Source organism: Adhaeribacter radiodurans (assembly GCF_014075995.1).
Classification (GTDB): Bacteria; Bacteroidota; Bacteroidia; order Cytophagales; family Hymenobacteraceae; genus Adhaeribacter; species Adhaeribacter radiodurans.
On the sequence record NZ_CP055153.1, the window covers coordinates 4,531,737 to 4,557,591 of the forward strand.

At 41.0% G+C, this 25,855-nt stretch carries 19 protein-coding genes; 7 read left to right on the top strand and 12 right to left on the bottom strand.

Annotated elements, in window-relative coordinates; genetic code table 11:
• Nucleotides 1–87: 87 nt before the first annotated feature.
• Nucleotides 88–2,583: a PIG-L family deacetylase gene (locus HUW48_RS18125; RefSeq protein WP_182412281.1), complete on the bottom strand. Its 2,496-nt coding sequence runs from the start codon at nucleotides 2,581–2,583 to the stop codon at nucleotides 88–90.
• 201 nt (nucleotides 2,584–2,784) lie between these two features.
• On the bottom strand, nucleotides 2,785–3,159 hold the full coding sequence (locus tag HUW48_RS18130; RefSeq protein ID WP_182412282.1) for a DUF3140 domain-containing protein: 375 nt from the start codon (nucleotides 3,157–3,159) through the stop codon (nucleotides 2,785–2,787).
• Between the two features lie 694 nt (nucleotides 3,160–3,853).
• On the opposite strand from HUW48_RS18130, the gene HUW48_RS18135 reads away from it, so the two are divergent.
• Nucleotides 3,854–4,864 carry an MBL fold metallo-hydrolase gene (locus tag HUW48_RS18135; RefSeq protein ID WP_182412283.1) on the top strand — a complete coding sequence of 337 codons (1,011 nt, stop codon included), beginning with the start codon at nucleotides 3,854–3,856 and terminating at the stop codon, nucleotides 4,862–4,864.
• Nucleotides 4,865–4,909: 45 nt separating this feature from the next.
• Here HUW48_RS18135 and HUW48_RS18140 read toward each other — a convergent pair whose 3' ends face one another.
• Nucleotides 4,910–5,077 (bottom strand): hypothetical protein, encoded by a 168-nt coding sequence (locus tag HUW48_RS18140; protein WP_182412284.1) that lies wholly within the window; start codon nucleotides 5,075–5,077, stop codon nucleotides 4,910–4,912.
• 141 nt (nucleotides 5,078–5,218) lie between these two features.
• Here HUW48_RS18140 and HUW48_RS18145 point away from each other — a divergent pair, with 141 nt between their 5' ends.
• The 3 genes from HUW48_RS18145 (at nucleotide 5,219) to HUW48_RS18155 (ending at nucleotide 9,735) form a co-directional block, all read left to right on the top strand.
• Nucleotides 5,219–6,703 (top strand): sodium:solute symporter, encoded by a 1,485-nt coding sequence (locus HUW48_RS18145; protein ID WP_182412285.1) that lies wholly within the window; start codon nucleotides 5,219–5,221, stop codon nucleotides 6,701–6,703.
• Between the two features lie 139 nt (nucleotides 6,704–6,842).
• Nucleotides 6,843–8,678 (top strand): ABC transporter ATP-binding protein, encoded by a 1,836-nt coding sequence (locus tag HUW48_RS18150; RefSeq protein ID WP_182412286.1) that lies wholly within the window; start codon nucleotides 6,843–6,845, stop codon nucleotides 8,676–8,678.
• 190 nt (nucleotides 8,679–8,868) lie between these two features.
• Nucleotides 8,869–9,735 carry a DUF2911 domain-containing protein gene (locus tag HUW48_RS18155; RefSeq protein ID WP_182412287.1) on the top strand — a complete coding sequence of 289 codons (867 nt, stop codon included), beginning with the start codon at nucleotides 8,869–8,871 and terminating at the stop codon, nucleotides 9,733–9,735.
• Between the two features lie 242 nt (nucleotides 9,736–9,977).
• On the opposite strand, the gene hslU is transcribed toward HUW48_RS18155, so the two are convergent.
• The 3 genes from hslU to lon all read right to left on the bottom strand — a co-directional run bounded on the left by hslU (nucleotide 9,978) and on the right by lon (nucleotide 15,065).
• Entirely contained in the window at nucleotides 9,978–11,387 is a 1,410-nt protein-coding gene (gene hslU, locus HUW48_RS18160) for an ATP-dependent protease ATPase subunit HslU (protein ID WP_182412288.1), read from the bottom strand.
• 105 nt (nucleotides 11,388–11,492) lie between these two features.
• Nucleotides 11,493–12,536 (bottom strand): type IX secretion system protein PorQ, encoded by a 1,044-nt coding sequence (gene porQ, locus HUW48_RS18165; RefSeq protein ID WP_182412289.1) that lies wholly within the window; start codon nucleotides 12,534–12,536, stop codon nucleotides 11,493–11,495.
• Between the two features lie 30 nt (nucleotides 12,537–12,566).
• Nucleotides 12,567–15,065 (bottom strand): endopeptidase La, encoded by a 2,499-nt coding sequence (gene lon / locus HUW48_RS18170; RefSeq protein ID WP_246343538.1) that lies wholly within the window; start codon nucleotides 15,063–15,065, stop codon nucleotides 12,567–12,569.
• Nucleotides 15,066–15,495: 430 nt separating this feature from the next.
• On the opposite strand from lon, the gene HUW48_RS18175 reads away from it, so the two are divergent.
• On the top strand, nucleotides 15,496–17,484 hold the full coding sequence (locus HUW48_RS18175; protein ID WP_182412290.1) for an OmpA family protein: 1,989 nt from the start codon (nucleotides 15,496–15,498) through the stop codon (nucleotides 17,482–17,484).
• A gap of 59 nt (nucleotides 17,485–17,543) precedes the next feature.
• Here HUW48_RS18175 and HUW48_RS18180 read toward each other — a convergent pair whose 3' ends face one another.
• The 4 genes from HUW48_RS18180 to HUW48_RS18195 form a co-directional block, all read right to left on the bottom strand.
• Nucleotides 17,544–18,725: a LysM peptidoglycan-binding domain-containing protein gene (locus HUW48_RS18180; RefSeq protein WP_182412291.1), complete on the bottom strand. Its 1,182-nt coding sequence runs from the start codon at nucleotides 18,723–18,725 to the stop codon at nucleotides 17,544–17,546.
• 2 nt (nucleotides 18,726–18,727) lie between these two features.
• Nucleotides 18,728–20,065, bottom strand: a complete 1,338-nt coding sequence (rseP, locus tag HUW48_RS18185) for an RIP metalloprotease RseP (RefSeq protein ID WP_182412292.1) — start codon at nucleotides 20,063–20,065, stop codon at nucleotides 18,728–18,730.
• Nucleotides 20,066–20,161: 96 nt separating this feature from the next.
• Nucleotides 20,162–21,316 (bottom strand): 1-deoxy-D-xylulose-5-phosphate reductoisomerase, encoded by a 1,155-nt coding sequence (locus HUW48_RS18190; RefSeq protein ID WP_182412293.1) that lies wholly within the window; start codon nucleotides 21,314–21,316, stop codon nucleotides 20,162–20,164.
• Nucleotides 21,317–21,570: 254 nt separating this feature from the next.
• Nucleotides 21,571–23,073, bottom strand: coding sequence for a GH3 auxin-responsive promoter family protein (locus HUW48_RS18195; protein WP_182412294.1), 1,503 nt, complete (start codon nucleotides 23,071–23,073; stop codon nucleotides 21,571–21,573).
• A 223-nt stretch (nucleotides 23,074–23,296) separates the two neighbouring features.
• Between HUW48_RS18195 and HUW48_RS18200 the strand changes: the two genes are divergently transcribed.
• A complete protein-coding gene (locus HUW48_RS18200) occupies nucleotides 23,297–23,734 on the top strand; it encodes an OsmC family protein (protein ID WP_182412295.1) in 438 nt (145 codons plus the stop codon).
• Nucleotides 23,735–23,806: 72 nt separating this feature from the next.
• Entirely contained in the window at nucleotides 23,807–24,304 is a 498-nt protein-coding gene (locus HUW48_RS18205) for a hypothetical protein (protein WP_182412296.1), read from the top strand.
• A gap of 35 nt (nucleotides 24,305–24,339) precedes the next feature.
• Here HUW48_RS18205 and HUW48_RS18210 read toward each other — a convergent pair whose 3' ends face one another.
• Both HUW48_RS18210 and HUW48_RS18215 read right to left on the bottom strand, forming a co-directional pair.
• On the bottom strand, nucleotides 24,340–25,050 hold the full coding sequence (locus HUW48_RS18210; protein ID WP_182412297.1) for an HAD family hydrolase: 711 nt from the start codon (nucleotides 25,048–25,050) through the stop codon (nucleotides 24,340–24,342).
• Nucleotides 25,050–25,682 carry a chloramphenicol acetyltransferase gene (locus tag HUW48_RS18215; protein WP_182412298.1) on the bottom strand — a complete coding sequence of 211 codons (633 nt, stop codon included), beginning with the start codon at nucleotides 25,680–25,682 and terminating at the stop codon, nucleotides 25,050–25,052. The genes HUW48_RS18210 and HUW48_RS18215 overlap by 1 nt, the downstream gene beginning before the upstream one ends.
• Nucleotides 25,683–25,855: the final 173 nt, after the last annotated feature.

Genomic DNA, 25,855 nt, shown 5'->3' on the forward strand with positions numbered 1-25,855 from the left:
AATTTTTGAGTAGTTAATTATGTAAGTACAGTTTAAAAACAGTCTTTTAAGGATGATGTTGTTCAGGTAACGTCAGAAACCGGATGCTTATTTCTTTCCGAGGGCTAGTAAATTACTAAATATGCGGTAAGCCCCAGGTACGCCCGCCGGTAATTGCCGGAACCAGGCATAACCTGTATAAACATAATAGCCTTTTCCGTATTTAGCTACTAATAAACCCCCATTTTGTGCGGGTTCGCCTGGGTCTTGGGCTGCTAAAATGGCCTCGTAGTTTTTATCCCAGCTATCCGGAAAATAAAGGCCTCTTTCCTGCACCCAACCTTCAAAATCTTTCGGGGTGATTTTGTTGGGTGAATTTAAAACCGGATGTTCCGGATGTAGGAATTGTATCGGGGCTGTTTCATCGGTAATGCGGTCGCGCGATATGTTTAGCGGATAAGGTCCGAGTTGCTTGGTTACTAAACCATTATTGACGTTATATTGAACGACCAATGTACCCCCGTTTTTAACATAATCCATTAACTGCGCTTGCAAAAATCTTAGTTGATCGTGTGTATTGTACGCCCGTACTCCCACTACTACAGCATCAAACTTAGCTAAATCTTTTGCATTTATATCTTTGTCGTCGAGCATAGTTATCTGGTAGCCGATTTGTGCCAGACTGGCTGCTACTTCGTCGCCGGCCCCCATGAGGTAAGCTATTTGTTGCCCTTTTATTTTTAAGTCGAGCTTGGTTGCGCGGGCCGAGGCAATTGGCAGTAAAGTTTGTGTAGGAATATGCGGATAGTTAATCGTTATTAAACTTTGCTGGTAAACTTTACTATTTACAATAGCCGTTGCTTTTAATTCGCCGTCGCTTTGGTTTTTGCTGGGGTAAACGGTGAAGGTGTAGCTGGCTTCTTCTCCTTTTTGAGTTAATTGGAAAGGAATACGTTGAGGTTCTACACGCCAGCCCTCCGGAACCGTTAAGGTAGCATCGCCGGCTACATTAGCCTGCCCTGCTTTTACCCGCACCGTAATGGGCTTGGGTTGATCATCAGCAAAAACAAACACTTTTTCGCGCATGCTTACAAAAACCGGCGGAGTAATTTCAAATGGCCGGTAAACTTCGCCTGCCACGGGATCGGTTCGTTTATACACCACCGGAATGGTAAAAGAAAAAGGCTGCTTATTAATAAGCAAGTCACAAACTACGGAGGCGGCTGGTGCGTTTTCCGGACGACCAATTAAATTTCGATCTTCTACCGTAAACATGCCCGTTGTGCCAGGTTTTTGAAGCCAATAAGGTTGGGAATAAGGCGTATTTACCGGTACTATTAACTTTCTTTTAATAAGTAAGGACTGGTTGTTCGGCAAGGCCGCCTGCAAAGTAGAATCCTGATTAACGGGTAAAAAAGATATTTTCTGCCATTGTACCGGAATCTCGGAGCGGTTAATTCCTTCTATTGTTAACTGCATAGCAGTGCCGGGAGTACTCGTTGGTTCGGCCGCAACTGCTTCCAAATAAAGGCCCAGGCAAGCCTTAATAATAGTATCTAATTCGGTAAGTTTCAGATCGCGGTAATACGATCCGGGTAATGCTTGCAAGGCTAACCGCAGGGTTAACAAATCGGGTATGATCGCGGCCGGTTTCGCCGGATTAAAGCCTGTAGTTACTTTAGAGAGTAATTTACTTACTTTGTCGCTGTTTTTTACTCGTTTCCAAGAAGTATCTACTCCTTCAAATAAATCAGAAGTTGCTTTATCGCCGTTTAAATTTTCGAAATATTCTTTAGCTGTGCCCCGGGAACCACTACTACCAAAGCCCTGACTTTTGTGCATACTACGGCTTTCGGCGGCTAGTTCCCCGTAAGATTTTCCGAGTAGCGCATTATAGCCTCCTACATCCACAATTACTTTACCCGTTTCATCGAATTTTTGCCCTTGACCGAAAAAAAATGTAGACGTATTCCAGAGAATTCGTTTAGGTTGCCATACTTCTACTGTTTTTAATTGTTCCGGGAACCGGTTTTTATCGCCGGCTGCCGTAAAAGCTTCTACTGCCAAAATAGCCGAAGTAGTATGATGCCCGTGCGTGCCGCCGGGTTTAGGTGAAAAGCGGGTTATCAGCACATCAGGTTTAAATTTGCGGATGGTCCAAACCATATCTGCTAGTACCTGCTCTTTGTCCCAGATGCGCACGGTTTCCTGCCAATCTTTTGAAAAACCAAAATCGTTGGCCCGCGAAAAAAATTGCTTTCCACCGTCTATCCGGCGGGCCTGCAATAATTCCTGCGTGCGAATTACGCCTAATTGTTCTCGTATTTCCGGTCCAATTAAGTTTTGTCCGCCGTCGCCCCGGGTTAAAGACAAATAACCGGTATTTAGTAACTTTTCGTTGGAGAGCCAGCCAATCAACCGGGTATTCTCATCATCGGGATGGGCCGCTACGTAAAGAGCGGTTCCGAGTACATTTAATTTGCTAATAGCCCGTTGAATATCGGAGCCAGTATATTGCGCAGGAGCCTGCGCTTGCGCGAGAATTGTAAGTAAATAAAAAAGAAAACCAGTACCAATGTAACGTAACGAAAAACGATTTAGCATATAATAAGTTGAGATAGAGATATCCGGGTTTGTAAAAATGCCAAATTTACAAGATTCTTACACTCTCCTAGAATACCTGTTAAAATGAGTCGTTAACGACTACTGTAAAACTACCTAAATAAATGAAAAAAGTAGAAGCTCCACAGATTAAAAAAGCCTGGAGAATTTCCAGGCTTTTGCTAAAGTAAATTTTTTATCATGTTATTTTGATTTAGTTTCTTTTAATGGATCGTAGCCCCAGCTCATAAGAGTATAGCGCCAAATAGAGTTAGTAATATCACCTTCCGGACGTTCTTCTATTTTATTAGGAAGATAAGCAATAACCCGCTCCATGTGGTCGAAATTACTTTTAGTTAGCTCAAATCTTTTTTTACGTAAAATCTTTATGGTGCGATCGCCGGCTTTACGGGCCGGAATATCCGTTTCCATTGGCTCCTCGTCAACTAATTTTGACTCTTTGGAATAAAGCCATTTCCCCAGTTCACCAGATCCCATGTTTATCAACTCACGAAACTCCGTGTAAATCTGATCTTTTGTTTTAACAACCGTTTTAGAAAGTTTTAGTAGATGTAACATATTGCGTTGATTAATTTACCTAAATGAAATTTATAAAAAAGAAAATTACCAGGATATAAAGCAAATTCTAATTTTCACTTAATAGTTCAATTTTACAAATAAAATTTTAGTTTGTATTTATGGCAACGTTAATTAATATGCTTATTTTTAAGTATTCTAGGGAAAATACTACTCTATCTATTATCTATAATATATTCAATTTTTTTATAAATCTTTTTCTAGCATTTTTACGAGTTCCATTGCTATCAGGTTTATATTAAGAAATAGGACTGATATTGCTACTACATTGTTCCTATTCACCTAAAATGAAGTTACTTGGGATATTAGGGTAGAGAGTTAAAGTTGAGCTGAACTTTATGTAGATATTTGGAGCAGATAATAAGAAAAATCAACTGAGTTATTTAACGGATAGCAGTTGTAATCAGGCAGAAAATTTACTTAAAACAATTAATTATCAACTACATTCCGCAATAAAATCAAACCATTTTCTTTACACCTGTTCCCAGAATTTTTCCAGTGCTGGTGGCTATAATTCTGCGGATAAGCCAACCGCTACCTAAACATCTAGTAAGAAGTTTGCTTTTGCAGTTTCTGTTAGAACATAAAACTTAAAAGCACAAAATTTATAATTATTCGTACTACTTTCTACCCTTAAAATGAATTAATAACCTTGTCATTTACCAGCTAGCTATACGTGAGTACTTCCCAACCGAACATCCGTTATTTGCGCAACGAGCACCTGAAAACCATTAAGCCTAATTATCCGGGCAATAAAGTTATAAACGGCCAATTTGCTAATGGCGACGAATTGTATACACCTTCGCTTCAAACTGTACTGAAATGGCAACTTTCCCGTAATCCGCAAAAAGAAGAAAAAGAGAAAGACACTTTTGTTCCACCGGTTATTCCGGATGCTCAACTATTTACTTCTAACCACGATTTGTTGGTGTGGCTAGGTCATGCTTCCTTTCTCCTGCAATTAAACGGGATTTCGTTTCTCATAGATCCGGTTTTAGTAGATTCGCCTTTTCTCCGGCGAAGACATCCCTTACCTTGTTCTTTGGGAGACATCCGGCATATTGATTACTTGGTTCTCTCGCATGGGCACCGCGACCATCTGGACGAGAAATCTATTAAATTATTGGCAAAAAATAACCCGCAGGTAAAAGCTCTTATTCCGTTGGCCATGGGACCGTTGCTGCACCAAATGGCACCCGGAATTACGTACCAGGAAGCCGGTTGGTACCAGCAATACGCCCTGCCAGAAAATTTAGGGGTAGCGGTTTACTATTTACCCGCCGCTCACTGGCATCGTAGGGGCTTAACCGACATGAACAAAATTTTATGGGGAAGTTTTTTATTTAAAACTAATTCTAATCTTATTTATTTTGGCGGCGACAGCGCTTACGAAAAACACTTTTCTGACATTAAGGATTTTTTTGGTCCTCCGGATATGGCCATTTTACCGATTGGGGCTTATAAACCACCTTATATGATGCAGCTTAGCCACATGAATCCGCCGGAAGCCGTGCAAGCTTGTAACGATTTAGGAGCCAAAACTTTTATTCCCATGCATTACGGCACTTTCGACCTTTCCGACGAGCCTGCCGGCGAACCTATCCGGTGGATGCAGGAACTAGCCGCCGCCGGTAAATTAAACGGTAAACTTAAAATTCCGGCCGTTGGCGAGCGGGTGCTTTTGTAGTTGCAGGTTGAAAGGTTTTAAAGTTGAAGGTTAAACGATGATTAATCAATCTATTGTTCTCTGCCGCGAGCGTCCTCGCTCGTGGCTAATTATTTGGTAGGCAGTTGGGCGCGCAAACTGATAGGGCTTGGCTACGAGAATGTGAGTAATTCTATCATCGGCCAGAGGCCGGACGATAAACAACACGAGCGAGGACGCTCGCGTTAGACACATTTATTTTAACTTTCTAACCATTCGACTTTACAACATTTCAACTTTAAAATCTTCCAACCAAAATAACTTTTCAACCTTTTAACTTTCCAACCATAAAACCAAAAAACTTGTAACTTGCAGCCAGTAACCTTCTGATATTATATGTCGCCTATCATTATTATCTGCATTATTGCGGCTTATTTTTGCGTATTAATTCTGATCTCCTTCCTTACCAGTAGCAAGTCTGATAACACCGATTCGTTTTTCCTGGCCAACCGGAAGTCGCCTTGGTTTGTGGTAGCTTTTGGTATGATTGGCACCTCGTTGTCTGGGGTTACCTTTATATCTATTCCGGGTATGGTAAATAAGGCCGAGTTTTCGTACCTGCAATTTGTGTTTGGGTATTTATTAGGCTATCTGGTTATTGCTACCATTTTAATGCCGTTGTACTACCGCTTAAATTTAATTTCTATTTATGCATACCTGGAGCAGCGCTTTGGTTATTGGTCGTATAAAACCGGTGCGTTTTTCTTTTTGCTGGCGCGTACCATTGGGGCGGCTTTGCGCTTGTACGTAGTGGCAGGAGTGTTGCAATTAGCCGTTTTCGATGCGTTAGGAGTTCCTTTTTACATTTCGGTGTTTATTACCATTGCGCTTATTTGGGTGTATACTTTTAGAGGCGGGATGAAAACCATTATCTGGACCGATACTTTTCAAACGCTAGCCATGCTCATCTGCGTGGGAGCCAGTATAGCCTTGATTTCGGATGAACTGAATTTATCGTTTCAGGGATTAGTAAAAACCGTAGAAGAAAGCAGCTTTTCCAAAGTATTTTTCTGGGATGTAAAAGACAGCCGTTACTTCTTGAAACAATTTTTCTCCGGCGCTTTTATTACCATTGTTATGACTGGTCTGGACCAGGACATGATGCAGAAAAATCTGAGCTGTAAAAACCTCGGCGAAGCTCAGAAAAACATGTTTACTTTTAGTATTATCCTGGTTTTAGTAAATATTTTGTTTTTATCCTTGGGAGCTTTGCTGTATATTTTTGCTCAAGCCAAAGGCATTACCTTACCCACCAAAGGCGACGATGTTTTTCCGTTTTTAGCGCTTAACTACTTTCCGGCATTTGCGGCTATAGCATTTATTCTGGGTATTGTAGCCATAACTTACGCCAGCGCCGATTCGGCTCTTACGGCGCTTACCACTTCGTTTTGCGTCGATTTTCTGGAATTTAAAAACCGGCCCGAAACCGAGCGGCAGAAGCTCAAATTCTACGTGCACATTGGTTTTTCGCTGTTGCTAATGCTGGTTATTGTCATTTTTAAAATAATTAACGACGAAAGTGTAGTAACTGCGGTATTTAAAATTGCCGGTTACACCTACGGACCTTTGTTGGGTTTATATGCTTTTGGTTTGTTTATCCGACGGAACTTACAGGATAAATTAGTTCCGGTAGTTTGCTTTTTAGCGCCTATTCTTACTTACATCATCAACATAAATTCTAAAGAATGGTTTTGGGGCTACGAGTTCGGTTTCGAAATACTAATACTAAATGGCTTTATTACTATTCTAGGCTTACTCAGTATTTCCCGTCCTGCAACGGAGGTGCTGGAGCCAGCAACTGGCGAAATGGTAAACACTTAAAAAGTAAAAACTAATTAACTAATAATTGGAATTCCGACGGTTAAAACCAGCTATCTGGTTTAGATTACCTACCTTTGCAAACGATTTATACTTACTTTGTGTTTATCAGAAAACACTACTACCAGCATAACATTATTTAATGGCGAAACGCGGATTCGGGGGAAGAAATACTAGTGCAGACGACTTAGCCTCCGGCAAAAAACCACTAACCAAAGAAAACTTTCAGAAAGGCCTTCGAATTTTTCGATACACCCTTCCTTACAAAGTTAAATTTATTATTGGGCTTATATTTCTGGCCTTATCGAGTTCTACCTTTATGGTATTCCCGGCGCTCACGGGCCAACTCGTAGATTCGGCAACAGGAGCCGCTACGGGTACAGGTATTGCTTTCCTGAAAAACATTAACCTGATTGCTCTGGGTTTATTCGGCGTAATTTTATTGCAGGGAATATTTTCCTTCTTTCGGATTTACTTTTTTGCCCAGGTAAGCGAATACGCCGTAGCCGACATTCGGCGGTCGTTATATGCTAAATTTGTGGTGTTACCTATTCCGTTTTTCGAGCAGAAACGAGTTGGCGAAATTACCAGTCGTATTACCTCCGATGTATCGCAACTGCAGGATACATTTTCTATTACGCTGGCCGAGCTGTTCCGGCAATTGGTTACTTTAATTGTAGGAGTAGTCATTATTATGGTTACATCGGTAAAATTGTCCTTATTTATGCTGGGCACTTTTCCGGTATTAGTATTACTGGCTTTTGTGTTTGGAAAAAGGATTAAAAAGCTAGCAAAAGCTACCCAGGAAGAAATTGGTAAAACCAACGTAATTGTTGAAGAAACGCTGCAAGCCATTAATGTGGTAAAAGCTTTTACGAACGAGCTTTTTGAAATTGGGCGTTATAACCGTACCTTATCTAATGCTGTAAAGAATGCTTTAAAAGCTTCTTACTTCCGGGGTGCTTTTGTTTCGTTTATTATTGTGGGCCTTTTTGGCGGTATTATTCTGGTTTTGTGGTTTGGTGCCTCACTCGTAGAAAGCGGAGAATTAACTATTGGGCAGTTAGTACAATTTATTATTTATACCACTTTTATTGGCGCTTCGGTAGGTGGTTTGGGCGATATGTACGGTAGAGTGCAAACTTCTCTGGGCGCAGCCGACCGGGTATTAGAAATATTAGACGAACCAGAAGAACCTACTAATTTAACTAACCAGATAGGGACTGCTTTAAAGGTGAGCGGAAACATTGAATACGATCAGGTTGCCTTCTCCTATCCTACCCGGCCCGATATTGCGGTGCTTAAAGATATTTCCTTTCAAATTCAGTCCGGCGAAAAAGTGGCTTTAGTGGGACCTAGTGGAGCCGGAAAATCAACCATTGTAGCTTTGCTCATGAAGTTTTACAACCTGAAAGGTGGTCAGATTTGTATTGATGGACAGGATATAAATCATATTAATTTAACCGAGTTACGCCGCAACATAGGTATTGTGCCGCAGGAGGTATTATTATTTGGCGGTACCATCCGCGAAAATATTGCCTATGGCAAGCCCGATGCTACCGAAGAAGAAATTTTACAAGCAGCTAAAAAAGCAAATGCCTATCAGTTTATACAATCGTTCCCTGAAAAACTAGAAACTGTAGTAGGCGAACGCGGTATTAAATTGTCGGGAGGTCAACGGCAACGTGTTGCTATTGCCCGGGCTATTTTAAAGAACCCTGCCATTCTTATTCTCGACGAAGCGACTAGTTCCTTAGATTCCGAGTCGGAAAAATTGGTACAGCAAGCCATGGACGAATTGATGAAAGGCCGCACCAGCATTATTATTGCGCACCGCTTATCAACCATCCGGAAAGCCGATAAAATTTTAGTAATTGAAAACGGTCAGATTGCCGAGCAAGGTACCCACGAAGAACTGTCGTTGAACGAAGCCGGCTTATACGCCAATTTGCTTCGGCTTCAGTTTGAATTAAGTTAATTATTCATCTAATTATTTAGTAATTTATTCCCCGATGTTTCTTTTCGATTTAGCAAAGAGGCAGCGGGGTATTTAATTTTAGTCATCTTTAATTTAGGTAACCACCCTTTTTAAAATTACTTCGGTTGAATGGTAGGTTTTTCTTATTTTTACGGATAGCATTTATTTACCAAACCAATAAACTGTTTATATGAAAAAATTTATTACAGGTAGTGCAGCTGTTATTTTAGCTTTTTTCCTTTCTACCGGTGTTACCTTTGCTCAATTAGAAACTCCTCAAGCTAGTCCGCTAGCCACCGTTACTCAAAAAGTTGGCCTTACTACTATTTCAGTGGAATATTCCCGTCCCAGTGCCAGAGGACGTAAGGTTTTTGGCGGTATTCGGCCATTTGGGCAGGCTTGGCGGACGGGTGCCAACGGAACTACTAAAATTACTTTTAAAGACGATGTAACGGTACAAGGCAACAAAGTACCGGCCGGTGAATACGCTCTTTATACCATTCCGAATGAAAATGAATGGACAATAGTAATAAACAAAAATTTAACTCTGGGCGGCAATACCGAAGGGTATAAAACCACTGAAGATGTGACTCGTTTTACTGTAAAGCCTATAAGACTGACCAATAGAACCGAAACATTTACTATTAATTTCTCTGACTTAACCCCGGCAACCGCTAACGTGGAATTACTGTGGGAAAATACCTCGGTTAAATTTAAAGTAGTAACCGAAGTAGAAAGCAAAGTAATGAAGCAAATTCAGGATCAGGTAATTAATGGTCAAAACGTGAGCGCTGATATGTACGCTGCCGCCGCCAGCTATTACTACGAAAACAACAAGGATAATAATTTGGCCTTACAATGGATGAAAAAAGCCAACGAAAAAGATCCAAAATTCTGGAACATGCACACGCAAGCTAAAATCCAGGCCCGGGCCAAAGATTTTAAAGGTGCTACTGCCTCTGCCCAAAAATCCATAGAATTAGCTAAAGCCGCCAAAAACGACGATTACGTACGGATGAACGAGCAAGTTATTGCCGAGTGGGCAAAAGCAAAGTAACTTGGAGTGTATCCACTTCAAATAGTAAATTGATAAAAGAATTTAATTATTGCATTAAAGAAAAAGCCGCTGAATACATCAGCGGCTTTTTTTTAGTCTTTTAATAAAATTAAATTATACCCATTAGTAAGAAGTAGTTGCTCTAATAGACTTTGATATTGTTCTTTGGAGTCTTTGCAAGGCTCCAAAGAAAACCCTTAGTACCAAACAAAATCTATGGTACTTTTTGATACGATTTTATATTATAAAATATACTGGCTTAGATCACGGTTTTTAACCATGTTGGTCAAGCGCTCATCTACCATTTCGGGGGTAATCAGAATGTGCGCATTCGCCCCGATTTTATCGGGCACATCAAATAATATTTCGTTGAGTAGTTGACTCACTACCGTTTGCAGCCGACGTGCGCCAATATTTTCTACCTCGGCATTTACTTCAAAAGCAATTTCGGCAATTTTGTGCAAGGCATCGTCGGAAAAAGTAAGTTCTACGTCTTCGGCTTGCAACAACGCTTCGTACTGCTTGGTTAAAGCATTTTTAGGAAATTTAAGAATCCGGTAAAAGTCTTCTTTGGTTAAACTTTGCAATTCTACCCGAATTGGAAAACGGCCCTGTAATTCCGGAATTAAATCGGATGGTTTGGCAACGTGAAAAGCACCGGCAGCCACAAACAAAATATGATCAGTTTTAATTACGCCGTACTTGGTATTTACGGTACTACCTTCTACAATAGGCAATAAATCGCGTTGCACTCCTTCGCGGCTTACATCCGGTCCACCGCCGCCTTTGTTACTGGCCGAAGCAATTTTATCTATTTCATCAATAAAAATTACCCCCGCATTTTCCGCTTTCCGAATGGCTTCTTCTTTTACTTCGTCCATGTCGATCAGCTTCACGGCTTCTTCTTCCAGTAATATTTTACGGGCTTCGGCAATCGTTACTTTCCGTTTGCGGGTTTTCTTGGGCATCATGCCGCTAATCATTTCCTGAATATTCATCATGGAAGCTTCGTCGATGCCGGGACCTAATACCCCTACTCCAGTAGAACTGTTTTGCTGCACTTTAATTTCAATTTTCCGCTCATCGAGTTCCCCATTGCGGATTTTAACCCTAAACTTCTCGCGGGTACGTTCATTTAGCTCCTGGTCGTTATCCGGCATTGTACCTTCATTAGCGGACGTAGCAAAGCCCGCGTAAGGTTTAGTTGGGGTTGGTGTAGTGGTAATAGGCGGAATTAACGCATCCAGAATGATATCTTCTACTACCTGGGCAGCCTGCACTTTTACTTCTTCTTTGCGGCGCATTTTCACCATATTCACCGATTGTTCTACCAAATCACGAACCATACTTTCCACATCGCGGCCTACGTAACCTACTTCGGTAAATTTAGAGGCTTCTACTTTGGTAAAAGGAGCATCGGCAATACTGGCCAGCCGACGGGCAATTTCAGTTTTACCTACTCCGGTAGCGCCAATCATTAATATATTATTGGGTACAATTTCGTTTTGCATGTCTGGGTCAGCGTGCATGCGGCGCCAGCGATTGCGTAAAGCAATAGCAACATTCCGCTTGGCATCATGTTGCCCGATAATGTATTTATCTAGTTCGGTTACAATTTGAACCGGCGTTAAATAATGGGAGGTATCTAGCATATTAAGATCAATATGGATTGCCTATAAGGGCAAAAATTTGAATTTTATCAGATTATAAACAATAGTAAAAAGAATTTCATACGATTAAAAGAAAAATAAGCCCGATTATACCCGCGACTTTTTTCTAAAAACCTGGGAAACCTGCGTAACAACCGTTAATGTATTGCTTGCTCCTGCTACGTGGTAATAAGCCCGGGTAAAAGCTAACTCAAACGCTTTTATTCGTATAGCGGTACCTAAAGAAAAGCCTGCTCCGCCGGCTTTTGTTTCCAGGCGCAACTCCCGGTTACGCAAATGGTTATATCCCAACATAACGCTAAAGTTCTTACTTAGTATAAATTGCCCGCCAACAACAAAATGACGGGCCAGTTTATCGCCAAATGTTTTCTGCTGGGAGCCGGAATTAAAACTTCCGGTTTGGGTAGTATCCTGGTAGCTGATATCAAATTGCTGCAAGTGGTGGGCTGTAATGGAAAACTGCAAGGGCATGTGTTCGGGCTTGTAGGTCATACCAATTTGCGCATCGAAGGGCATGCTTTCCCGCGGGCCGCCAGCAAAGGTTTTTATTTGGTAACCAATATTTTTGAGCACCAAACCTACGTAAAAATCTTTATCCGAATGTTTATACACGCCCCCTAGGTCTATTAAAGCCGCCGAAGACTTGTACTCGGCAATGCCCGATAAAGCAAATTTTAGGGTAGCGCCTAAAGTAAATGGCTTTATAACCGAAGCATGGGTTACACTTACTACGTAATCGTGCACCGAAAACGTACCAGTTGCCTGACCAGTTGGGTCGGTTTGCGTAAAATCACCGTAACTTAAATACTGCACTCCTGCTCCCCACTGGCCATACTTCGTATGGTCTATAGCATAAAACACCGAGCTTAAAGAAATATCAGCCAGGTAATCGGAGTAACTTAAGGCCAAGTGCTTTTGCATTCCTGATTGCAAAAGTGCCGGGTTTGCCTGCATCATAGTGGCATCTGAACTCGGCGATGAAAGGTTTACCCCACCCAGAGCCGCTAACCGGGCACCCGCTTGCAAATCTAAAAAATCAAAAGTATGCCGGCCACCAATCTGCGCCTCGGCTCTAAATGCATTTATCAGAAAAAAAAATATTAAAATGGCCTTTACTTTTATTAATTGCATGCACTCCAGATTTCGGCCATTTCTCCTTTTTTAAGCAACAACCGAAATAGGTGACACTGTTTCTGAAACATCGAGCTGAAGCGGTTTTTCTACTTTCTCGTTCAGCAAAGCAATTTTAAGCACTTCCGAGGCTTTATCTACAAAATGAATTTGTAAATCCTTAATGTAGTCGGCCGGAATTTCGTTAATATCTTTCCGGTTTTTCTGGCATAGAATCACATCTTTAATGCCTGCCCGTTTAGCTGCCAGTATTTTTTCTTTAATACCACCAACCGGTAAAACTTTACCCCGCAAAGTAATTTCGCCGGTCATGGCCAGGTGCGAACGTATTTTGCGTTGCGTAAATACCGAAGCAATAGAAGTAAATATAGCAATACCCGCCGATGGACCATCTTTTGGCACGGCGCCTTCCGGAAAGTGAATATGTAAATCGTACTGATCGAAAATCCGGTAGTCAATATCCAGATCGGAGGCATGCGCTTTTAAGTAAGAAAGAGCCGTAATAGCCGATTCTTTCATTACATCGCCCAGTTGACCGGATAAAGTTAATTTTCCTTTGCCCCTACTCAGGATAGATTCAATAAATAAAATATCGCCGCCCACCGAGGTCCAGGCCAAGCCGGTAACTACCCCAGCCGTGTCGTTATCTTGGTACATTTCCTTATCAAAAATTTCTGGTCCCAGAATCTTTACCACATCGGCGGGATCAATTACTTTTTTAAATTCTTCTTCCAGGGCTTTAGCTTTGGCAATGTTGCGGGTAACCGCACCAATCTTTCTTTCTAAGCTTCGAACACCTGATTCCCGGGTATAATCCTCAATAATTTTTTGAATGGCCGCCGTTGAAAAAGTTACATCTTTGGGCTCCAGGCCGTGTTCGGCTTTTTGCTTCGGAACCAAATGTTTTTTAGCAATTTCTATTTTTTCCTCGATGGTATATCCGGTAATATCAATAATTTCCATACGGTCGCGCAATGCCGGTTGAATGGTATCCAGCGCATTAGCCGTGGCAATGAATAATACTTTAGAAAGATCGTACTCTACTTCCAGGTAATTATCCACGAACGTACTGTTCTGTTCCGGATCGAGTACTTCGAGTAAAGCCGATGAAGGATCGCCGCGGAAATCAGAACTAATTTTATCAATTTCGTCGAGAACAATTACCGGGTTAGCCGACCCTATTTTCTTTATCTGGCTCACAATTTTACCTGGCATGGCGCCCACGTATGTTTTCCGATGGCCCCGGATTTCGGCTTCGTCGCGCACGCCACCCAATGACATCCTGACATATTTACGACCTAGCGATTTAGCTATGGAACGCCCCAGCGAAGTTTTCCCAACTCCCGGAGGACCATACAAGCATAAAATAGGCGCTTTCATGTCGTTCTTGAGTTTTAGAACGGCTAAATACTCAATAATGCGTTCTTTTACTTTCTCCAGACCGTAATGATCAGCGTCCAGAATTTTTTTAGTACGCTTTAAATTAAAATTATCTTTCGTGTATTCGCCCCAGGGCAGATCCAGCAGAAATTCCACGTAATTAACCGAAACCGGATATTCAGCAGCAGCTGGGTTTAGCCGCGCTAATTTTTCTACTTCTTTCTGAAAATGTTTGGCAACTGCTTCCGGCCATTTTTTCTTTTTAGCGGCTTCCCGGAAACGTTCAATTTCCTGATCCGGACCATCAAACCCGAGTTCGTCTTGCAGTACTTTTATTTGCTGGCGCAGAAAATAATCGCGTTGCTGCTGGTCAATATCGGTGTGTACCTTTGTATGAATTTCGTGCTTAATTTCCAGTAGTTGTATCTCGCGTAGCATGAGTTGCAGCAAGGTAGTGCCGCGCTCTACCCCATCGTTAATTTCGAGCAACGATTGTTTTTGCTGCACTTCTACGTTTATGTTCGACGACAGGAAATGCGTTAAAAAACTGGGAGAATCAATATTATCTAAAGCTACCTGCGCCTCCTGCGGAATTTCTGGATTGAGTTTCAGCATTTTAGCGGCGGCATCTTTTAACGATTGCACCAAAGCTTTTACTTCTTTGCTGGGCTTAGCCGGAAAAGATTCGGGACAGTAACTTACTTTAGCCGTTAAAAAAGGCAATTCCTGAATTACCTCCTGGATTTGAAAACGTGTTTGTCCTTGAATAATAATGGTAGTGTTACCATCGGGCAACACCAGCATTTTTAAGATTTTAGCCATGGTACCTACGGTATATAAATCATCGCGCGTAGGATCATCGCTGTTGGTATTCTTTTGAGCTATCACGCCCACAATTTTGTTACTCCGGTAGGCTTTCCGCACCAGCCGGATTGATTTTTTACGGGTGACTGTAATGGGCAATACCACTCCCGGAAATAAAACGGTATTACGCACAGGTAATATGGGTAATACTTCAGGCACTTTTTTATTGTTAAATTCACCGTTTTCAGGTTCAGTGGTAATAATGGAAATCATTTCTTCATTATCATCGCTCATTAAATCGGTGAGAAACAATTGCTGAAGAATAGTAGCGGAGTTATAGTTCATAGCGTACAGGGCCGCGCCAAATTGACAGCGGCTGGCGAAGTAATTCGTTATTTTTAATCAATATAAGTATTTGTCAACTCCTATGCCAATACAAGCGCTGCCATTTTTCAAAACTTCAGATAAAAAGTATTTTCAATTGGCCTTTTCTGTATTTAGTTAATTTAAAACCAAGATTAACCGGTATATTTTATTTAAACGAAAAAAATTTTAAATAAGGAGAAGTAAAATTAAATTTAAATATAGTCAGTACGGGTACTCTTACTATTGGTAAAAATGTTAATCAGATAAATTAAATTGTATTATTTAGAAAGTGTAAAGAAGCCTTTTCTTGGAATAAGTGCCTGATTTATTGTAGTTCTTGCAGTTTTGAAATATTTTAAGGTATATTTGAATTGTCGAATATCCTCTCGGATAATGCTGATTTGGTTGTATGCGTCGTTTTCTTTTAGTTAGCTTATTTTTAGCCTTACTTTTTAACACTCTGGAACCACTAAAAGCGCAGACTAAACTTTCGCTTAAAAGAAAAGTAGTAAACGACAGTATTCAGCATCAAGGGCAGCCAAAAGCCGAAGTAGCTATTGATTTCCCGAATATCAATAAAATTCCGTACTACCAAGACCGGGGTAAACTTAGAGAAATAAACCGGTTGGAACGTCGGCGCGACTACAATAAAGCCTTGCCTCTACTGCAGGAATACGTAAATAATTTCGGAATTGAGAATTTTTACCGGAATACACCCATGCTTTGGCGTCTGGCTCAATTATATGAGCGTAAAAACGATATGGCGCACGCGAAAGGTTATTACCGCCTTGCTATAAAACACCATCGCTCTGATATTGAAAAAGTTAAGCTATACTACGACTCCCTGGAAGCAAAAACGAAATCGTTTTACGTACCATTAAATTATTATTACGAACTCGTAGAATACCGGAAAGCTGTTAATACTTTTCAACCCCCCAAAGGAGTATACACTAACATGGGGCCGGATATTAACTCTAAGTACGAAGACTACGGCCCTACTATAAACGCCAATACCGAACGTTTAATTTTTACTTCGCGTCGCAACCGCGGGCCTTCCATTAACTCGGGATACAACGAAGATTTATTTTACGCCGAAAATAATAATGGCACCTGGAACCAGGCTAAGTCGTTTGGGAAACCCATTAATAGCGTATACAACGAGGGCTCTGCTTGCCTCAGCAAAGATGGCCAAACTTTGTATTTTGCCCGTTGCGACTGCCCCGACTCTTTTGGCAACTGTGATTTATACACGGCTAAAAAAATGAAAAACGGTACCTGGGGCAACATTAAAAACTTGGGTTTACAGGTAAATAGTCCTTCCTGGGATTCGCAACCTGCCCTTTCGCAGAACGAAGATACCTTGTACTTTGCCTCCGACCGTTTGGGTGGTTTTGGCACTTCTGATATTTACTTTACTTTTAAACAAAAAAATGGCCGCTGGGCACCCGCCCAGAACATGGGCCCGGTAATAAACACCCGCGAAAACGAGGTAAGTCCGTTCTTTCATCCTAAATACCAGGTACTTTATTTTAGTTCGAGGGGGCAATTACTCAACAACGGCGACTACGATATTTATAAAACTTACCGCGTTAACGGGCGCTGGCAAGAACCGCGTAACATTGGCCCGCTCGTAAACGGCAAAGGCAGCGAATATTACTTTACCATCGACGGTAAATCGGAAAATTTGTATTATGCCCGTTCTGAGGAAAATGATTTAAAAAACTTGGATTTGTTTTCCTTTCCCTTGCCCATGGAAGCACATCCGCTGGCCGTAACCCGACTCGAAGGCACCTTACTAGATTCTGTTACGAATAAACCCCTGACCGGCATTGTATCGGTTATTGATCTTACCAGCGGCATTGAAGTAGCTTCTAAGTACATCCGGAAAGACGGCTCCTTTGATTTTGATTTAATCGACCAAAGCCGCTATATGCTTTTAATTCAAAGCCCGGATTTTTTTAGCGTAGAGAAAGAGATTGACTTAAAGCAGGATACTATTTTTAAGATTATGACTACGGCTATTGATTATAAAATACCGCTCATTTTCAAAAATATTGAATTCGACGAAGGAAGATCCAATATAAAACCTGTTATGGAGCCTATTCTTGACCGGATTGTTTTATTTATGGCCGATCACCCAACGTTTAAACTTAAAATTGGCGGCCACACCGATAGCAGCGGGGATGTTGACTTTAATACCGAACTTTCGCAAAAAAGGGCTGATTCTATAAAAAAATACATTGAGCAAAAAGGCAAAATCCCCGAAGGCCGCATTGAGGCGTGGGGCTACGGCAGTTCGGAACAATTACGCGAAGAAATAACTGAAGAAGATCGCCGCATTAACCGCCGCGTAGAATTTAAGTTAATAAAACCAGAACCCGCCAACCTAAAGGAGTAAATTTTACTCTTTAATTTTTTGTGTGTACAAATTTTTAATCTGGCTTATATAAGCTCTTTCTAATTCTGAGCGGCCTCAGAACTTGGAACTTGCGGATTAGGTAAATCGGCCAGAATGCGCTGCGCGATTTTGCTTAGATTGTCCCGCACAATTTTATTAATTTCATTCACATTTGAGACGTACGGTATTTTTACTTTATTGCCCGCAATTAGCTCACCTTGAGAATCGAAGATGGTATAATGAACTAGAAATTCACGAATAAAATTTTGAGTGGTTCGGTCGATGCAATTCGTGTAATCCGTGTGAATTTCGAACTGGTTTATGAAAATGTAATAATCCAGGTTATAACGTTGGTTAAAGTGTCGGTAAAAATCCGGCGATTTTACTTTTACCCCGTAATACTTTTCGCCTTCGGCCGCCACACTCGCCTCCTCGGGGCTTGGGCTTGCTAAACCAGCTTTCTCCTTTTGCTTCCGGAACCAGGATTCGGGGCCGCTAAAAAAAGATTTTTGTTTTCGGGGTACGAGATGAAAGCGTGAGGTAGTAACATCCTGATAGCTGTAAGCCAAAGATTTATAAGCATTTTTTAATTCTTCGGAGGTAGGTGAATGATTTCCGTCGAGTAAATTAATTATTTCAAAACCGTTTGGGTCCAGAAAAGCATTCAGGCGGGAGCGGAAAATATACCGGATATTTTGCTTAGGCAAATCCGATTGTCGGGCAATATCTTCGTCGGCATCCGAAAAATACAAGTAAGGATCAAACGGAATTACCAATACCCGTTGCATCATTTTATCCGAACCCGCCCCTTCTTCCGGTTCTTCGTACGCCGATTGAGTAGTGGTTGATTTTTCTACCGCTTGCCCAGAAATCTCAGGTGAATGACTAGGTCTTTGTTCCGGTATAACTTTTTCAGATGGCGGAGCTACCTGGATTAAGGTATCCAGATCCGTAGTGTTTATTGCTAATGATTCAGCGGCAATCCGGATAAGTTTACCAATTGGCAGATCTGAGCCATTCCATTTTATTAAAGAATCTACCGGGATCTGGTATTTTTTAGATAAGCTGTAATACGTATCACCGGGTTGTACCTGGTGCACATTTTTAATCGATTCCAGCTTTTCTTTTTTACTAAAAACATTGGTATCGGGAGGAAGAGTAGTTTGTGCCCAGCCAGAGAAACTATTGCTTAACAATAGCCAGAAAACCAACCCAATCCACCCAACCAATCGTTTTATCATCCTTATTTTACTAATGAATCCGGCAACAACCGGTAATAAATATCATTACCAAAGGCAAATATCATTAAGCCAATTAATAGAACCATACCCACTAATTGCGCTTTTTCTAAAAATTTATCTGATGGTTTTTGCCCGGTTACCATTTCGTAAGTTAGGAACATAACATGACCACCATCTAAGGCCGGAATGGGCAGAAAATTCATGAAAGCCAGAATAATGGATAATACACCCGTTAAAGTCCAAAACTTAAACCAATCAAAAGTACTGCCATAGGTTTGGGCAATCATTATCGGGCCACCTAAAGACTTTGACGACATTTCGCCGGAAACTAATTTTTTAAGGCCTTTCATGTGGGTCACTAACACAGAAAATGCCTGCTCCGTACCTTTGGGAATAGAGTTTAAAAATGAAAAATAGCGCGTGTTATAATTTATAAGAATGTTCGGGTAAAAGCCCAAAGTACCCTCTTTTTCAATTGTAGTTTTAGCAGTTAAAAACTGATTTCCCCGCTGAATTCCTAAAGTAACCGGTTTTTCTGCTCTCGCGGCTAAAGCAGCTTGTAGTTCATGGAAATAGTGAATAGGCTGATTATCTATTTGAACAATCCGGTCTCCGGGCTGTAATTTAGCTTTGGCGGCTGCCGTGTTTTTCTCCACCCTTGCTACTGTAAAAGGTATTCTGGGTTCAGCAAAGCGTTGTTGTCTCTGCTTATTTTTAGGGGCAGATATAGTTTCAATTAAGTTAGCCGGTATTTTAACATCTACTAACTGACCATTGCGATTAACAGTATAATAACTGTTAGAACCCATTAAAGCATCTATATCATATATTTCTTCGAACTCCTTAATTGTCTTACCATTTACTTTTACTATTTTATCGCCATCTCTTAATCCCATTTTCCGGCCATCTTCGTTCACTACAATCCCGTATTTGGCTTCTGAGATTGACAGATAACTTTCTCCATAGATATAAATAAGAAAAATGAATATAAAAATACCAGTGATAACGTTCACGATAATTCCACCCATCATTACAATCAGGCGCTGCCAAGCGGGCTTAGAACGGAATTCGTAAGGTTTAGGAGGTTCGGCCATAGTAGCCGTATCCATCGACTCATCAATCATTCCGGAAATTTTAACAAATCCGCCGAGTGGTACTGCTCCAATCATGTATTCCGTTTCGCCAATTTGCTTACTGAGTATTTTAGGCGGAAATCCAATGGCGTATTTTTCAACGCGCATGCCAAACCACTTGGCTGATAGCATATGTCCTAATTCGTGTAATCCAACTAAAATTGTTAGGCCTAGAATTAACTGACCCACCATTATTAATGCTTCCATTAAAAAAATAAAAATTTAAAATTTAGAGTTAAAAATCAGAAATAGATTTTTCTATTTATTCTTTACTACCTGCACTCAGATTACCACAGAAATTAGTTATTCTTTTATAAATTCCTGAGCTACCCGCCTGGTTTCCTGGTCGGTGGCAATGTAATCGGAAAGTGCCGGTCCGGCAATATACGCAACTTTTGCCAGACAGCTTTCGATTATGTCCGACATCTGCAAAAAACCTATCTTATTGTGCAGAAAAGCATTCACTACAACTTCGTTAGCGGCATTCAAGATGCAGGGTGCGTTACCGCCCCGCTCCATTGCCGAAAATGCCAGGGCCAGGTTACGGAACGTCTCTAAATCGGGCTTCTCAAAAGTAAGCTGCGGATAATCCATGAAGCTAAAACGCGGAAAGCTGTTTTTTAGTCTGTACGGATAACTTAAGGCGTATTGAATAGGTAATTTCATGTCGGGCAAACCTAGTTGCGCTTTTAAAGAACCGTCTTTAAATTGTACCAGCGAATGCACAATGGATTGCGGATGAACAATTACCTCGATCTGGCTATTTGTTAAATCAAACAACCATTTAGCTTCAATTACTTCCAGGCCTTTGTTCATGAGCGAGGCCGAATCAATAGTAATTTTAGCCCCCATCTCCCAGTTAGGATGCTTTAATGCCTGTTCCCTGGTTACGGAACTCAAGTATTGACGGTCTTTGCCCCGGAAAGGGCCACCTGAAGCAGTTAAAATTACTTTTTCGATTGGATTATGAAATTCACCGGTTAAACACTGAAAAATAGCGCTGTGTTCGGAGTCTACTGGGTAAATACTAACGCCTTTATCGCGGGCTAATTCTGTAATTAATTGCCCGGCTACCACCAAGGTTTCTTTATTGGCCAGCGCAATATTTTTACCGGCTTCAATGGCTTTAATGGTTGGTTCTAAACCCGAATACCCTACCATTGCCGTTAATACCAGATCAACGGTTTCCATTTGCACCACGCTGTTTAAGGCATTTTTACCCGCGTAAACTTTTATGTGGTGTGAGTCGAGGGCATCAAAAACTTTATCGTACAACTCTTCGCGGCAAATTACTACCACGTTGGGTTTCACCGCTAATGCTTGCTGTATAAGCAAATCGGCGTTGTAATTAGCCGTAAGTACTTCTACTTCAAAAGCATCGGGTTGCGATTGAATAACCTCTAACGCCTGCGTACCAATGGAACCGGTAGAACCTAAAAGGGCAATTCTTTTCTTCAAGTTATTATCTCTTCTTTAGTAAATAATAAGACACAAGTATCAAGCTATTAGACACCCGGCCTATTTTTATTAAATTTTTATTAAATAAGCACTTCAACGAAATTACTGGAGATTATTATTTATGATAAGTTGTTGCTTATCATAAATTTACCAACCTAACAACGACAACTAATAACCAACAATTACACAGGCAATTTCAATTTTGTTAATTTAGTAAATTAATATTTTAGCAATTCTTAGTAAACTTATAATTCCTAACTTTTAACTTTTAACTCCAGTAAAGCGTCGGCAATAATCCGGTCGTTACTTAAGCGAGGTACTTTGTTTTGTCCGCCTAACTTACCCTGTGATTTCATGTATTGTTGAAAAGCGTCGGGTAAAAGCGGGGTCAGTTTTAATGGGGCTAATATATTACCAGTAATTAAATCGTCGTAGTACACGTTTAGCTGCCTCAATTGTTGATCTAATTCTTGTCGAAAAGCCATTTCATCTTGCGGCGGTTGCCCAAAAGCTACCAGCCACTCGTGGTAGGATTGTCCTGCTGATTGACTCACGAAAGGTGCTACGGTAAACTCAATTACTTCTACTTCCGGAAATAATTGCATGGTTTGGCGCATGGCTTTTTCTACTTCTTCGCTGATAACGTGTTCTCCAAACGCCGAAATAAAATGTTTAATGCGGCCGCTTACTACTACTTTATACGGGCTGGTAGAAGTAAACTTAACCGTATCTCCAATAGAGTAGGCCCACAAGCCCGCATTGCTGCTAATAACCAACGCATAATTCTCCCCTACTTCTACTTCTTCAATCTGCAACCGGCGCGGCTTTTCGTTGTAATACTCATTTACCGGAATAAACTCGTAAAAAATGCCGCTATTTAATAACAACAATAAACCCGGATCTTCCTGCTCGTCCTGGTAAGCAAAAAAGCCTTCGGAAGCCGGAAATAATTCTATGGAATCGACGGGTTTACCAATGCTCTCGAACAGTTTGGCCCGGTACGGTTCAAAGTTTACGCCCCCGTAAACAAACAGTGAGAAATCCGGAAATACATCTTTTATCTTTTTCCCAGTTTTAGTCGTAATCCGGTCGAAATACATTTGTACCCAGGGCGGAATACCCGAAATAAGAGTCATGGGTTGATGCAGGGTTTCGGTAATAATAGCCTCTAATTTTTCTTCCCAATCGTCGATGCAGTTGGTTTGATAACTGGGCAGTTGGTTGCGCCGCAGATAAGCTGGTACATGGTGATTGGCAATACCGGATAATCGCCCAGTTTTAATGCCGCTTACTTCGTCTAATTCTGGGCTACCCGATAAAAAAATAAGTTTACCGTCTAAAAAAGCAGATTTACCCGTTTGGTGCACGTAGGCTAACAAAGCATTGCGCGCGCCGTTAATGTGGTTCGAGATAGAATCAGCGGTAATAGGAATATATTTAGTGCCCGACGTAGTGCCCGACGTTTTAGCAAAGTAAATAGGTTTACCCGGCCATAGTACGTTGGGCTCCCCTTTTTTTACTTTTTCAAAATAGGGCTTTAAACCTTCGTAGTCGCGTATAGGTACGGCCTGGGTAAAATCCGAGTGATTGCGAATATCTTTAAACCCGTGGTCCCGGCCGAATGCTGTAGAAGTTCCTTTTTGAATTAAGGAAGTAAATACTTTTTGCTGCGTTTGGACGGGTTGCTGCATCCAGGCTTGGTTACGCTGATGTACGTAGGCAGCAAATGGTTTACTTAAAGCAGCTTTTATCCCCATATTTTACTATTAAACACTTTGCGGTTAGTAAAGGTAGGTATATTCGCTATTAGTTGTGATGTTCATAGATAGTTTTTGCGAAAGAGAAAGGTATCCTTCAAGGCATTCATCTTTTACTCAAAACTTGTTACCAAAACAAAACCATCTTATCTCTGCATTGTTTTCTTATCTTATTTTACTTAAATCGCGTATTCAAGCATTCGAAAGATCTAAACTTAAAACAATGGCATTTACAACAGGAAACGCTGTCTGGAACGGCGGTTTAAAAAACGGTAATGGCACCGTATCTACCGAAAGCGGCGCATTAAATACTGCTTATACTTTTCGTACCCGCTTCGAAAACGATCCGAACGGTACCAACCCGGAAGAATTAATTGGGGCGGCTTTAGCAAGCTGTTACTCCATGTTTCTGAGCAGTTTACTCGAACAAGCCGGCCATCCGGCCGATAGCATCCGCACTTCGGCTAAAGTGCATTTAGGCCGCAAAGGCGAAGGTCCGTTTATTGACCGGATTGATGTTACCACTGAAGTACAGGTAGCTGGTCTGAGTGAAGAAGATTTACAACAACACGCCCAAACCGCTAAAAAAGGCTGCCCAGTTTCGCAGGCCTTAGGGGGCGTGCCCGAAATTACCTTGCAGGCATCGCTTAAAAATGCGTAAATTAGCAGTTAGCGGCCAAAACCTGGCCGCTATGCTTTTACTTACTAAATCATTATTACCAAATCTTTGTCTATGAAATCACTGGTACGCGTCGGCCTGCGGCCATCCCGGAATGCCCGGGTTTCGTTTGGAGTACAGTTAGCATTGGCGTTTTTTTTACTAATTTACGCCATTTTCTTTCTTTTCACCGATAACCCTACCAACGACAGCCACTTCGTAAATTACGTTTTCTTAATTTTTGCCATTGGTTATTTAATTTATATTCTGTCCCAGAACACTCCGATTTTTGGCACTCAATCTTATTTTGAAATTACCCCGGCCTATATTGTTTTAAAACGGGGTCATTTTCGGCCTAAATCGGTTTATTCTTTCGAGGATGTAACTCACCTGCATATTGCTCCGCTGTCTTTGCGGTTAAATTATAAAAACGGAGAAAACCATCTGATTGATTTAAGAATTATTAGCCGCCGTAAAAACTTAAAAAAGATTAAAGAACAACTGCGCTTAATGGCCTTGAAATTTGATTTTGAGTTAACTGAAGGCCAACCCTCCGCTAATAACCGTTCGTAAGTTTAACTTTCTATTTTTTAATAGTTTAAACGAAATTATACATTCAAGTATTTGGGTAGCAAACTAATATCGGGCAGTTCTATGTAAGTTAGGAGGTGGTCCTCATTTAAATTTACCTGCTCGTGCACCCAAGTTGTATGAAATGGAATATAAATGGCGCGCGCTCCTAAGTTACAAACGGGTAGCACATCCGATTTTAAAGAATTACCGACCATCAGAAATTCTTCTACTGCAATAGTATTTCGTTTTAATATACGCCGGTAGGCCTCTTCGTTTTTCTCACTCAGAATTTCTAATTTACTAAAATAATCGCCTAAGCCGGAACGGGCAATTTTGCTTTCCTGGTCAAATAAATCGCCTTTAGTAATAAGAATAAGGGTGTATTTATCCTGTAGTACTTCCAGGGTTTCTTGCACGTTTGGTAAAACTTCTACCGGATGATCCAGCATTACTTTACCCAGATTAATAATTTGCTGCACTTCGTGGCCGGAAATTTTACCTGCGGTAAGCTCAATGGCCGTTTCGATCATAGATAAAATAAAACCTTTTATGCCGTAACCAAAAAGGCTTAAGTTGCGGATTTCAATTTCGTACAATTTAGCTTCAAGGATTTTTGAATCTACGTAAGGCGCCAGCACTTCCATAAACCGCTCCTGGGTAAAAGTAAAAATAGGTTCATTTACCCAAAGCGTATCATCGGCATCAAAAGCAATTACTTTTATATCTCTTGATTCGTTCTTTTCCATTATGCTTGATTTAACAATTCTTGAAAAGTAGTCAGGTATTCGCCTACGTGGTAACCATCCATTAAACCATGATGCACCGTAATGGAAACCGGCAACCAAAGTTTATCTTGCTCCCAAAAGTATTTACCAAAAGAAATTTTGGGTACACTATCTTTAAACGTAAAACTGCGGGCGTGCGTTAGACCCGTAAAACTAACCCAGGGAATAGAAGAAAAATGAATCACATCTACCCGGCCCGTATTATCGGTTAAGCATAAACCACTAGTGGCTTTTACAATTTGGATGGCTTGGTTGGCGAATGTTAAAAATTCGCCAAACGTAGGTTGATAGGGCAAAAAAGCAAATCCAAAAGTTTTATCGTCGCGCAAAACCGTAGGAGAAGCATGAATGGTATCGTAGCAAATTACTTTATCTTCCTCAATCCGGTACCGGAAAGACTCCATTTCATTCACCGCCTTTAACGACAGGTATAAGTAATACAAATAAAAAGGCAGATTTTCGGCTTTGGCTTTTTTGTAGGCCTTCGCGCAGTCCATGTTCACTACCAAACCAAAGAAAGGCTCCTCAAAGCGAGAAAAAAACTGAAAATGTTCTTTACGGTTCCAGTTATCCAGGGCAAGTTCTTTTTTCATAGTTTTTGAAAGAAGCCGCAAATATAAAAACATAAGTATTTGTTCGATATTAGTTGTTCGTTGTTAGTTTAATAAACTCCCAATTATCAGAAATTTACTAAAACCAAAGTTTAAGCTAATTTTGTTGAGGTACTGATACAAAGCAAAAAGCCCTTGCTGCGGCAAGGGCTTTT